10 protein-coding genes are annotated in these 11,048 nt (G+C 70.9%); 5 read left to right on the top strand and 5 right to left on the bottom strand.

What is annotated here, in order from left to right; genetic code table 11:
• Window positions 1-98: 98 nt before the first annotated feature.
• Window positions 99-671, bottom strand: coding sequence for a GNAT family N-acetyltransferase (locus C469_RS05585; RefSeq protein ID WP_008004599.1), 573 nt, complete (start codon window positions 669-671; stop codon window positions 99-101).
• 113 nt (window positions 672-784) lie between these two features.
• Here C469_RS05585 and C469_RS05580 point away from each other — a divergent pair, with 113 nt between their 5' ends.
• Both C469_RS05580 and C469_RS05575 read left to right on the top strand, forming a co-directional pair.
• Window positions 785-1,063, top strand: a complete 279-nt coding sequence (locus tag C469_RS05580; protein ID WP_008004596.1) for a DNA-directed RNA polymerase subunit L — start codon at window positions 785-787, stop codon at window positions 1,061-1,063.
• A 177-nt stretch (window positions 1,064-1,240) separates the two neighbouring features.
• Window positions 1,241-2,269 (top strand): glycosyltransferase family 4 protein, encoded by a 1,029-nt coding sequence (locus tag C469_RS05575; protein ID WP_008004595.1) that lies wholly within the window; start codon window positions 1,241-1,243, stop codon window positions 2,267-2,269.
• A 94-nt stretch (window positions 2,270-2,363) separates the two neighbouring features.
• Here C469_RS05575 and C469_RS05570 read toward each other — a convergent pair whose 3' ends face one another.
• A complete protein-coding gene (locus C469_RS05570) occupies window positions 2,364-2,684 on the bottom strand; it encodes a DUF7510 family protein (protein WP_008004593.1) in 321 nt (106 codons plus the stop codon).
• A gap of 113 nt (window positions 2,685-2,797) precedes the next feature.
• Between C469_RS05570 and C469_RS05565 the strand changes: the two genes are divergently transcribed.
• The 3 genes from C469_RS05565 to C469_RS05555 are packed head-to-tail and all read left to right on the top strand — an operon-like array spanning window position 2,798 to window position 6,569.
• Window positions 2,798-4,072, top strand: a complete 1,275-nt coding sequence (locus C469_RS05565; protein ID WP_008004591.1) for a Single-stranded DNA binding protein — start codon at window positions 2,798-2,800, stop codon at window positions 4,070-4,072.
• Window positions 4,069-5,736 (top strand): hypothetical protein, encoded by a 1,668-nt coding sequence (locus tag C469_RS05560; RefSeq protein WP_008004589.1) that lies wholly within the window; start codon window positions 4,069-4,071, stop codon window positions 5,734-5,736. The genes C469_RS05565 and C469_RS05560 overlap by 4 nt, the downstream gene beginning before the upstream one ends.
• Window positions 5,736-6,569 (top strand): metallophosphoesterase, encoded by an 834-nt coding sequence (locus tag C469_RS05555; protein ID WP_008004587.1) that lies wholly within the window; start codon window positions 5,736-5,738, stop codon window positions 6,567-6,569. Before C469_RS05560 ends, C469_RS05555 begins: the two co-directional genes overlap by 1 nt.
• A gap of 27 nt (window positions 6,570-6,596) precedes the next feature.
• Here C469_RS05555 and C469_RS05550 read toward each other — a convergent pair whose 3' ends face one another.
• From C469_RS05550 to mutL, 3 genes are all read right to left on the bottom strand, one after another.
• Complete coding sequence (locus C469_RS05550) at window positions 6,597-7,052, bottom strand: hypothetical protein (RefSeq protein ID WP_008004586.1); 456 nt, start codon at window positions 7,050-7,052, stop codon at window positions 6,597-6,599.
• Window positions 7,049-8,209 carry a thiolase family protein gene (locus C469_RS05545; protein ID WP_008004584.1) on the bottom strand — a complete coding sequence of 387 codons (1,161 nt, stop codon included), beginning with the start codon at window positions 8,207-8,209 and terminating at the stop codon, window positions 7,049-7,051. The genes C469_RS05550 and C469_RS05545 overlap by 4 nt, the downstream gene beginning before the upstream one ends.
• Before the next feature lie 74 nt (window positions 8,210-8,283).
• Window positions 8,284-10,542: a DNA mismatch repair endonuclease MutL gene (gene mutL, locus C469_RS05540; RefSeq protein ID WP_008004582.1), complete on the bottom strand. Its 2,259-nt coding sequence runs from the start codon at window positions 10,540-10,542 to the stop codon at window positions 8,284-8,286.
• Window positions 10,543-11,048 lie beyond the last annotated feature (506 nt).

The raw sequence follows: 11,048 nt of genomic DNA, 5'->3' as shown, positions 1-11,048 counted from the left end.
GTTCACCGCTGATCCGGTGGCAGTGAAGTATATCCGAGCGGCTGGGGCTTTGGAGAAGTTCACTACCGATCTACCATGAAATATTTATAAACGACAGCTCACTCCACCTCTCGCGTCAGCTGCTTTCGATACGGCTCGAACCCCTGTTTCTCGTAGAACGCCATCGCTCGCCCGTTATCGGCGTCGACGTCGAGTCGAAGTTGGCCGCAGCCCTGCTCGCGCGCGTCGACCTCTGCGCGCTCCATCAGTCGGCCCGCGATCCCGGTTCCCCGGTACGCCTCCGCCACGTAGATGTCACCGACGACGAGCCGGTCCGGTCGGTCGAACACCGCGGGACACTCGTCGACGCTCGTCGAGACGAACGCGACGAGATCGCGGTCCGGATCGGGAACGCCGACGGGTGCGGGGTCCTCGGGGTCGAGGCTCGTGGGATCGACGTCGTCCGCGTCGACTCCGGCGTCGACCGCGACGACCCACGTCCGGTAGTCGTCGTTCTCGCGGAGCAGGTCGAGCCGGAACTCGGCCTCCGCGGCGATCAGCTCCTCGTCGGGTCGGTTCGCGAGCGCGTGCGCCTCCGCGCTCGCCGCGAGATCGCGGTGGTACGGCAGCCACAGCGCCGCCGCATAGCGCTCGGCGGCGGCCTCGGTGGCCGACAGGCGTCGGATCTCCATACGGCGGTCACCGGGGCCGGCGGCATACGCTTTCGGGTCGCGTGCGAGTCAGTCGCAACCTCCGATATCCGGGAGACGAAACCTTGAAACGCGCCTCGGGCGAATCGTGAGGCATGGAACTGCGGGTCATCGAGAAGACCGACACGGAACTCCGCATCGAGATCGCCGGCGAGGACCACACGTTCATGAACGTGCTGAAGGGCGTCCTGCTCGAGACCGACGACGTCGCGGCCGCGACCTACGACATGAACCCCGAGCAGTCCGGCGGCCAGACGGAGCCGGTACTGACGGTGAAATCCGAGTCCGGCGACCCGCTCGACGTGCTCGCAGACGCCGCCGAGTCGATCACCGACCGGACGGGCGCGCTGCGCGACGCCGTGAAGGCGGCCTGATAGGCCGCGGACCTCCGCTCCTCCTCACCGGACTCTCCGTCTCTCTCCGTTCGCTATCTCCGCATCCTTCGCTATCTCCGCGTTCGTCGACACTCTCTCGCGTCGATCTCGCGCGAACGAGGGGGCATACCTAAGTGCCGACTCCCGAAATGTGGGGGTATGCCGCCGAGCGTACTCATGCTGGGATGGGGGTACCCGCCGAACATCACCGGCGGGCTCGACGTCCACGTCGGTGAACTGTTCTCGGGGCTCCGCGACGACTTCGGGGTGGACGCCACCCTCGTGTTGCCCGCGGAGTTCGCGCCGGACGACGAGCCGGGTATCGAGCCCGTCGAGACCGGAGAGGGCGACGTCGCGGCCCGCGTCGACCGGCTCAGCGACCGGTTCGCCGAGTTGGCTCCCGACTACGACGTGCTCCACACCCACGACTGGTTCGGCTACGGTCCCGGCCGACAGGCGTCCCGCGCGTCCGACGCGACGTGGGTGTCGTCGTTCCACTCGCTCGCGAGCGACCGCAACATCGACCCGCCGAAACGCGAGGTCGAGACCGAGCGACGCCTCGCGAACGCCGCGGACACCAACATCGCGGTCAGCGAGATCGTCCGCGAGGACATCCGCGAGCTGTACGACGCCGACTCCCGGGTCGTGTACAACGGCTTCTCCACCCCGAAATTCTCCGGGAAGGAGGTGCGCGAAGACCTCGGTATCGACGGCGAGATGCTCTTTTTCGTCGGCCGACACACCGATCAGAAGGGGATCTCGCACCTGCTGTACGCGATGCGGAAGCTCCGTCGCCCCGGCGTGACGCTCGTCGTCGGCGGGTCGGGCCACCAGACGGACCAGCTGAAGCGGTTCGCCGAACTGCTCGGCATCGACGACCGCGTCGAGTTCGTCGGCTACGTCCCGGAGGCTGAACTCGGCGACTACTACGCCGCCTCGGACGCGTTCGTCTCGCCCTCGTACGCGGAGCCGTTCGGGATCACGATCACGGAGGCGCTGGAGGCCGGGACGCAGGTCGTCGCGACTCGGTCGGGCGTCGCCGAGGTGCTCCCCGACGGCTGTCTCGTCGAGGTCGAAGTCGACTCGGAGTCGATCGTCGACGGAATCGCCACCGCGCTCGACCGCGAGCGGCCCCCGGAGTACGAGCGCCGCGAGTGGTCGGAGGTCACAGAGGACACGCTGGCCGTGTACGAAGACGTGGCGTAGGGCGCTCGAAAGGCGTAGGACGCTCAAAAGACTCAGGCGCTCGAAATTCCGTTTCTCTCGGTCCGTTTCTCCGTCGACGATTACCCGCCGTCGATCACTCGTCGTCGCCGCGGTACACGTCGAACTCGGTGGCCGCCTCCGGGTGGGTGATCCGGAACCCGTCCGCGGTCTCGGACACGCCGCGGGTGCTTCCCGACTCGCCGCCGTACGGGCTCTCCTCGCCGTCGACGCCGCTTCCGCCCTGATACGGGGAGGTGTACGGCGACCCGGACACGGGCTCGTTGAAATCCTCCGGTGGGAGGTAGATCCGCTCGCCGCTCGCGGAGCGAACGACGACCGCGACGTCGCGAGTCCCGCTCACGTCGATGACAGTCCGCTCCCCCGTGACGCGCGCGTCGATGTCGATCTCGTCCATGCCCCACGTTGCGGACGGGGACGGTTTAGCACTACCGACCGTCGCGGCGCTTTCGGCGGCCAGACGAGAGGGGTGGTGAACCCTTTTGTGCGGTCGCGTCGAACCCCGACCCGATGGACGTCAACAGCCATGCCGAGGAGCTCGCCTCCGACCTCGGTGTCGACAAAGAGGAGGTCACAGCCGACCTGCAGAACCTACTGGAGTACAGCGTCCCGATCGAGGAGGCCAAACAGAGCGTCCGCCGGAAGCACGGCGGCGGAGGCGGCGGCTCGACGCCGACGCCCGATTCGGTCGACGTGGGCGAGATCACCACCGACCACGACGGCGTGACGGTGACCGTTCGCGTTCTCACGCAGGGGACCCGCACAATCCGGTACCAGGGCGACGACCTCACGATCCGCGAGGGGGAGATCGCCGACGAGACCGGCGTCATCTCCTACACCGCGTGGCAGGACTTCGGGTTCGAGCCCGGCGACTCGCTGACGATCGGCAACGCCGGCGTCCGCGAGTGGGAGGGCGAGCCGGAGCTCAACCTCAACGACTCGACGACCGTCGCGATCGCCGACGAGCCGGTCGAAGTCGACCGGGCGGTCGGCGGCGACCGGAGCCTCGTCGACATCGCCGCGGGCGACCGCGGCCGCAACGTCGAGGTCCGCGTGCTGGAGGTCGACGAGAAGACGATCTCCGGACGCGACGGCGAGACGGAGATCCTGGAGGGGGTCCTCGGCGACGCCACCGCGAAGCTGCCGTTCACCGACTGGCAGCCCCGCTCCGAGCTGAAGCCGGGCGCCGACCTCCGGATCGAGGACGTGTACGTCCGGGAGTTCCGCGGCGTCCCCTCGATCAACCTCACCGAGTTCTCGACGGTGACCCCGCTCCCCGATCCGGTCGAAGTCGCCGAGGACGCTCCCCGCCTGTCGATCGCCGAGGCGGTCGGTTCCGGCGGGATGTTCGACGTGGAGGTCGTCGGCAACGTCCTCGAGATCCGCGACGGCTCCGGGCTCATCGAGCGCTGTCCGGAGTGCGGTCGCGTGGTCCAGAACGGCCAGTGTCGGAGCCACGGCGACGTGGACGGCGAAGACGACCTCCGCGTGAAGGCGATCGTCGACGACGGCACCGACACCGTCACCGTCGTGCTCGACGACGAACTGACCGCCGAGGTGTACGGCGGCGGGCTCGACGACGCCCTCGACGCCGCGAAGGACGCGATGGACAAGGAGGTCGTCGCCGAGGCGATCGCCGACTCGCTCGTCGGGCGCGCCTACCGCGTCCGGGGGAACCTCTCGGTCGACGACTACGGCGCCAACCTCGACGCGGCCGAGTTCGAACTCGCGGACGACGACCCGGCCGACCACGCTCGCGCCGCGCTCGCGGAGGTGGGCGAATGAGCGACGACGGGCCGGGCGCCCGCGAGGTCGCTCACCGGGTGTTCGCGGCCGAGTTCGACGACGCCTCCCTCTCGTACTCCGAGAGCGACGAGGAGCGCGCCCCCAACTACGTCGTCATGCCGACCGGCGCGCGCGTGAATCGGCTGTTCGTCGCGGGCGTGCTCACCGAGGTCGAGCGCGTCAACGACGAGACGCGCCGCGGGCGGGTCGTCGACCCCTCAGGCGCGTTCGTCACCTACGCGGGACAGTACCAGCCCGAGGCGCAGACGTTCCTCGAACGCGCCGATCCGCCGGCGTTCGTCGCGCTCACGGGCAAGGCGCGCACCTTCGAGCCGGAGGACTCCGACCGGGTGTTCACCTCGGTCCGCCCGGAGAGCCTCAACGCGGTCGACGCCGACACCCGCGACCGCTGGGTCGTTTCCGCCGCCGAGGCCACCCTCGACCGGCTCGCCGTCTTCGCGAAGGCCCTCGAGTCGGACCTCCGCGGCGAGGAGCTCCGCGCGGCTCTCGAATCGGGCGGCGCACCCGCGTCGCTGGCGGCGGGAATCCCGAAGGCAATCGCCCACTACGACACCTCGACCGCCTACGTCGAGGCGCTCCGTCGGCTCGCCGTCGACGCCCTGGAGCTGATCGCCGGCGACCGCGACGAGGTGCGCGCGCCCGAAATCGCGCCCGACGCGGGCGGCGAGGCCGCGATCGGGTCGCTCCCGGAGACGGACGTGACGATCGAGGCGCCGGAAGAGCCGGTCGCCGACGAGGGGGCAGCGGAATCGGAACCGGCCGTCTCCGACTCTGACGACCCCGCCTCTGAGCCGGAGTCCACATCCGAGCCGGAGACCGCCTCTGAGCCGGAGTCCACATCCGAGCCGGAGACCGCCTCTGAGCCGGAGTCCACATCCGAGCCGGCATCCGATTCAGAGCCGGAACCCGCCTCTGAGACCGAGTCCGCAGCCGCAGGTGAAGAGACGCCTGAGGCGGCCGAGACCGTCGAGACCGCTGCGACGACCGAGACCATCGATTCCGGTTCCTCGGAGACCGACTCGATCGGTTCCGACTCCGAACCCATCGGCTCGGAGACCGAGGACGAGAGCGACGGACTCGGCGACTTCGACGCCGGCCTCGACGACGCCGGGGCCGACGACGCCGTGGCGGGCGACACCCAAGGAGACGCCACCGACATCGATCTCGACGAGCCGACGACCGAGCCCGCCTCCGACGAGATGTACGAACTCGACGAGGAGGAGCGCGAGGAGATCGAGTCGGAGTTCGGCACCGACTTCTCGACCGGGAGCGAAGTCGAGGAGCCCGGCGAGGCCGACATCGACGTGCCGGACCCCGAGGAGATGAACGAGCCCCCGGCCGAGGAGGGCGCCGCGGTGTCAGCGGACGCCGAGGAGCCGGCCGCCGCCGATCCGGCTCCGGCGAGCGAGGAGCCGGCGGACGACGACGGGGCCGAGTCGGCCGACGCTGTCGACCTCGAAGCGGTCGCTATCGACGCGATGGGCGCGCTCGACGACGGCGACGGTGCCGACCGCGAGGCGGTCGTCGAGGCGGTCGTCGACGACCACGGCGTCGCCGCCGACGCGGTCGAGGACGCGATCCAGGACGCGTTGATGAGCGGGAAGTGCTACGAGCCCGGCGACGGCGTGCTCAAGCCGATCTGATGGCGCCGGGCGCCTCGCCCGCCGTCGAGCCGATCGTCGACGAGCCGGCGGCCGTGGCCGACCTCGGGAGCGAGCGCGCGCTGCTGGTCGCCGACGTGCACGCCGGCATCGAGGTCGGACTCCGCTACGAGCGCGGCGTCGAACTTGACTCTCGGGCCGACGAGCGCCGCGAGCGGCTCTGCGGCCTCATCACCGAGACCGAGGCCGACCGACTCGTGGTCCTCGGCGACCTCGCCCACCGGATCGGGGCGCCCGACGGCGACGAGCGCGAGGAGCTCGTCGAGCTGATCCGAGCGGTCACGGACCGCGTCCCGATGACGCTCGTCGAGGGGAACCACGACGCGGGCGTCGCCGAGGCGTTCGCCGACGACCTCGACGTGATCGGGGCCGGAGGCGGCGTGATCGGTGGCGGTAGCGGCGTCGGTAGCGGCGGTGTCGGTAGCGGCGGTGTGACCGCCGGCGCTGGCGTCGGCGTCTGCCACGGCCACACGTGGCCGATCCCGGACCTGCTCGACGCCGACGTGGTGTGTATGGGCCACGAGCACCCCCAAGTGCGGCTGGAGGACGCGGTCGGCGGCTCGCGCGTCGAGCGCGCGTGGCTCCGCGGTCGACTCGATCCGAGCGCGTTCGTCGAGGAGGGGGATCCGGAGGCGGAACCATCCGGAGACCCGCCCGAACTCGTCGTCTTCCCCGCGTTCAACGAGCGCTCCGGCGGGACGTGGGTCAACGTCGACGGCCAGTCGTTCCTCGCGCCGTTCCTCCCGGACGCGCTGCCGGCCGCCGACGCCTACCTACTCGACGGGACGCGGCTCGGCGACTACCGGCGGGTGTGAGCAAAAAAACGCGAAAAACGAGCGCGGCTACTCCTCGACCGGCCGGAACCGGAAGCCGTCCCAGTCCTGGCTCTCGGGCTCGCGGATCCCGGCGCCCGGCTCGCGGAGTTCGTCGGCGTAGACGGGCTCGACGCGGTCGCCGATGTCCACGTCGAACGCCTCCCCACCTCCGTCCTCGCGCTCGGCGATCTGTCCGAGCGCGCGGACCGCCGGGCCGTCGTAGTCGTCGCCCATGTCGAACTCGACGATGGCGAGGGTGTTGGGCTCGCGGACGCCCGGCGGCGTCGCCGTCGAGGTCGTCCACGTGAGGACCCGGCCCTCGTACGCCCGGAGGTCGACCGTCCCGACGCGCTCGGCGCCGTTGGGACTCACGGTGTGGGGCGGGTAGGTGATCGTCCCGTCCACGTACTCGGCGGCCTCGAAGGCCGGTTCGGCGGTCGCGTCGTCGGTTCCGCTCGCGTCGTCCGCGTCGTCGTCGCTCATTGGCTTCCCTCCAGAATCGCGGTGGTCACGCAGTTCCCGAACCCGCCGACGTTGCAGGCGAGGCCCGTGTCGGCCTCGACCTGCCGCGGGCCGGCGTTCCCGGTGACCTGCTGGACTATCTCGTACACCTGTGCGACGCCGCTCGCGCCGAGGGGGTGTCCCTTCGACTTGAGTCCGCCGGAGGTGTTGATCGGGAGCTCCCCGTCGCGGTCGGTGACGCCCTCCTCGACCGCCTTCCACCCCTCGCCCTTCTCGAAGAAGCCGAGGTCCTCGCTCTGCAGGAACTCGAGGATGGTGAACATGTCGTGGAGCTCCGCCACGTCGACGTCGTCCGGCGAGATCCCGGCCATCTCGTAGGCGATATCGGAGGAGTCGACGACGCCGCCCATCGTCGTCGGGTCCGCGCGCTCGTGGACGACGTGGGTGTCGGTCGCGCCGCCGATCCCCGAAATGACCGCGTACTCGTCCTCGGGGACGTACTCCTCGGCGACCGACTCGGGACAGAACACGAGCGCGGCGGAGCCGTCCGTGATCGGACAGAAGTCGTACAGCCGCAGCGGGTCGGCGACGATCGGCGAGTCGAGCACCGTGTCGAGGTCGACCTCCTTCCGGAACTGGGCGTGGGGGTTGTCCACGCCGTTCCTGTGGTTCTTCACCGCGACCTTCCCGAGGCTCTCGCGGGGGGCGTCGTACGTGTCGAGGTAGAGCCGCGCCGTGAGCCCCGCGAAGGAGGGGAGCGTGACGCCCTGTTTGTACTCGACCGGATGGGTGAGCGACGCGATCACGTCGGTCGCCTCAGCGGTCGTCCGGTGGGTCATCTTCTCGCCGCCGACTAACATTGTGAGGTCGCTTGCGCCCGAGGCGACCGACTGCCACGCGGCGTACACGCCCGCGCCGCCCGAGGAGGACGTCTGGTCGATCCGAGCGGTGTAGGCGGGCTGTGCCGCGAGATCGTGGGCGAGCGCGTTCGGGACCCCCGTCTGGCCCTCGAACTCGCCGCTGGCCATGTTCGAGACGTACAGGTGATCGAGGTCGTCGCCGTCGATCCCGGCGTCGTCGAGCGCGGCCGCGCCCGCCTCCGCCAACAGTTCGCGCACCCACGCGTCGCGTTGCCCGAACCGGGTCATCGACGCGCCGATGATCGCTACGCGTTCCATACCCGTGGGTCCACGGCGCCCACCTAAAGCGTACCTCTCTGCGGTCGGCGGGGCGGGGAGATTCCCCCGCCGGCTCACTCTGCGCGTCGCCCGGCGTGACCGGGGTAGTCGCGCTCGAACCGCGACCCGATCTCGTCGCGGTCGAGCCGGATCACGACCGGGCGCCCGTGCGGGCAGGCGTACGGGTTCTCGCAGGCGTCGAGCCGGTCGAGCAGGTCGACGACCGACCCCTCCGTCAGCGAGGTGTTCCCGGTCACGGAGGGGTAACACGCGAGGTCCGCGAGCAGCTCGTCGACCACGTCCGTCACCGGCTCGTCGCCCGCGGCCGCGTCGTCGACGAGCGCGGAGAGCACGTCCCGGACGAGCCCCGGATCGAGCGCGGCGTCGAAGACGGCGGGGACCGAGCGGACGACCGCCTCGCGCTCGCCCGCGCGCTCGGCGCGGAACCCGATCCCGGCGAGGTCGTCGACGAACTCCTCGAACAGCGCCGCCTCCCGCGCGGTGAGCTCGATCCGGACGGGCTCGGCGAGCGCCTGCGCGTCGGCGCCGTCGGCGAAGGCGGCCTGCAGACGCTCGTAGTTCACGCGCTCGTCGGCGGCGTGCTGGTCGATCAACACGAGCCCGTCGGGCGCCTCGGCGACGACGTACGTCTCGTGGAGCTGTCCGAGCACCCGCAGCGGCGGGAGCGAGTCGTACGTGCGTTCGGCGCTCGTCGACTCGCCGTCGAGGGTCCGCTGGGCGGTCGCGGTCGAGCGCGAGTCGGTGGCGGCAGCCGACGCGGAGTCGGCCGCACCGGAATCGGCGTCGTCGCCTCCCGGGCCGTCGAACCGGTCGATTCCCCCCGCCTCTCCGGGGGCGGTCTCGGTCTCGGCCTCGGTACCGGCGACCGCACCGGCGTCGTCGTCCTCCGCCCCGTTCCCGGCCTCGTCCGGGTCCGACTGCCAGCTCCGCGGCGAGGGGCGGTCGGACGCGGAGCCGGCGGAACGGGCGGAATCGGCGGTGTCCGACCCAACGTCGCCCACCGCCCACGCCTCCTCGTCCGTGGGGTCTAGTTCGGACGCGCTGGTCACGGACCCGGCAGTCGGATCGCCGCTGTCGTCTGAATCGCCGCTGTCGTCCGGGTCGCCGCTGTCGTCCGGGTCGTCGCTGTCGTCCGGGTCGTCGCCGTCTCGATCCTCCCCCCTCCGACCGCCGAGCGCGGCGCGCTCGTGGTCGGTCCCGGCGCCGCCGACGGCCTCGGTCTCGGAGCTCTCGGGAGCGACCGTCGCCTCGTCCGGGGCCGACTGACCCCTGGGGGCCGTCGAGCGGATCAGCCCGTGGTCCAGGAGGGCCTCCTCCACGGCGTCTTCGACGGCCTCGCGCACCGCCGGCTCCTCGTCGAACCGGACCTCCAGCTTGCGCGGGTGGACGTTCACGTCCACGTCGCCGGGCGGGACCTCGACGAAGAGCACCGCGAAGGGGTACCGATCGGGCGCGAGCTGGCCGCCGTACGCGTCGAGGACGGCCTCGCGCAGGGCGCTCGCGGTGACGTACCGACCGTTGACGTAGGTCGCGAGGTACTCGCGGGTCGACCGGGTCGTCTCCGGGTGCGAGACGAGGCCGGTGACGCCGCGAACGGGGGGATCGGTTTCCGAACCTCCCGGCGCCCACGCCACGTCCACCATCGCCTCCGCGACCTCGCGGCCGTAGACGGCGAGCACGGCCGACCGGAGGTCCCCGTTCCCCTCGGTCGCGAACGTCTCCCGGCCGTCGTGTTCCAGCGAGACGGCGACGCCGGGGTTCGCGAGCGCGTAGCCGGTGACGACCGCGTTGACGCGGTCGAACTCGGTCGCGGTCCGCTTGAGGAACTTCTTGCGGGCGGGCGTATTATAAAAGAGGTCGTCGACCTCCACGGTCGTCCCCTCGGGGCAGCCGGCGGGGCGCACCTCCCCGACCGTGCCGCCCTCGACGGCGATCTCCGCGCCCGCGTCGGCGCCGGGCGGGCGCGACCGGACGGTGAGTCGCGAGACCGCGCCGACGGTGTACAGCGCCTCGCCGCGGAAGCCGAGAGTGCCGACGCCGCGGTCGAGGTCCTCGATGTCGCCGATCTTGGACGTGGCGTGTTCCGCGACGGCCGCCTCCAACTGGTCGGCCGGGATGCCGACGCCGTCGTCGCGGACGCGGATCCCCTCGGTGCCGCCGGCCTCGACCGACACGGCCACGCGCGTCGCGCCCGCGTCGAGGCTGTTCTCGATCAGCTCCTTGACGACGCTCGCCGGGCGCTCGACGACCTCGCCGGCCGCGATGCGCTGGACGGTCCGCTCGTCCAACCGCTCGATGTTCGGCGGCTCCATTGCTACTCACCGGTCGGACGAGCGCGCACTTGAAGCCGTTGTCGCCGACGGCGACGCGAGACGGACGGTGTGTCGGGAGCGTCGTCATTTATAAGTCGAACTGCGGTGGCGCGCGCCGGTGAGCGGCCGACAGGCCGCGAGCCGTACGCGCGAGGGAGTCGGTCGTCCGGAGCAACGCGGAGGACGACCGACGAGGCTGGGGAGGTGTGAGGCTGCGGTGCGGTTGCAGGTGGGCGGGACTCAAAGGGGCAGTCGCCGGCGGCAACGCCGCCGGCTGCCAGAGGCGCGAAGCGCCTCGCTGCCGCGAGGGCGACGCTCGGCGACGCAAGCACCGCAGCGAGCGAGGGGCGTGGTTCGAGAGAGAGCTTCGCTCTCTCGTCATCGCCGGAAATCGGAGATTTCCGGCTAGCAGTCAGAACGCTCTGCGTTCTGACGACATCGCCGGAAGTCAGAGACTTCCGGCTAGCGGCCAGACTCCAGAGGAGTCTGGCAACATCACGAGACGC

The sequence above is a fragment of the Halorubrum lipolyticum DSM 21995 genome (assembly GCF_000337375.1).
GTDB classification, from domain to species: Archaea; Halobacteriota; Halobacteria; order Halobacteriales; family Haloferacaceae; genus Halorubrum; species Halorubrum lipolyticum.
Note: the sequence above shows the minus strand (reverse complement) of the source record. Positions and strands in the feature narration are given on the sequence as shown.

What these genes read in the sequence shown, in the direction of transcription:
- C469_RS05585 (WP_008004599.1), bottom strand. Translation starts at nt 671, where the DNA reads ATGGAGATCCGACGCCTGTCGGCCACCGAGGCCGCCGCCGAGCGCTAT.
- C469_RS05580 (WP_008004596.1), top strand. Translation starts at nt 785, where the DNA reads ATGGAACTGCGGGTCATCGAGAAGACCGACACGGAACTCCGCATCGAG.
- C469_RS05575 (WP_008004595.1), top strand. Translation starts at nt 1,241, where the DNA reads ATGCTGGGATGGGGGTACCCGCCGAACATCACCGGCGGGCTCGACGTC.
- C469_RS05570 (WP_008004593.1), bottom strand. Translation starts at nt 2,684, where the DNA reads ATGGACGAGATCGACATCGACGCGCGCGTCACGGGGGAGCGGACTGTC.
- C469_RS05565 (WP_008004591.1), top strand. Translation starts at nt 2,798, where the DNA reads ATGGACGTCAACAGCCATGCCGAGGAGCTCGCCTCCGACCTCGGTGTC.
- C469_RS05560 (WP_008004589.1), top strand. Translation starts at nt 4,069, where the DNA reads ATGAGCGACGACGGGCCGGGCGCCCGCGAGGTCGCTCACCGGGTGTTC.
- C469_RS05555 (WP_008004587.1), top strand. Translation starts at nt 5,736, where the DNA reads ATGGCGCCGGGCGCCTCGCCCGCCGTCGAGCCGATCGTCGACGAGCCG.
- C469_RS05550 (WP_008004586.1), bottom strand. Translation starts at nt 7,052, where the DNA reads ATGAGCGACGACGACGCGGACGACGCGAGCGGAACCGACGACGCGACC.
- C469_RS05545 (WP_008004584.1), bottom strand. Translation starts at nt 8,209, where the DNA reads ATGGAACGCGTAGCGATCATCGGCGCGTCGATGACCCGGTTCGGGCAA.
- mutL (WP_008004582.1), bottom strand. Translation starts at nt 10,542, where the DNA reads ATGGAGCCGCCGAACATCGAGCGGTTGGACGAGCGGACCGTCCAGCGC.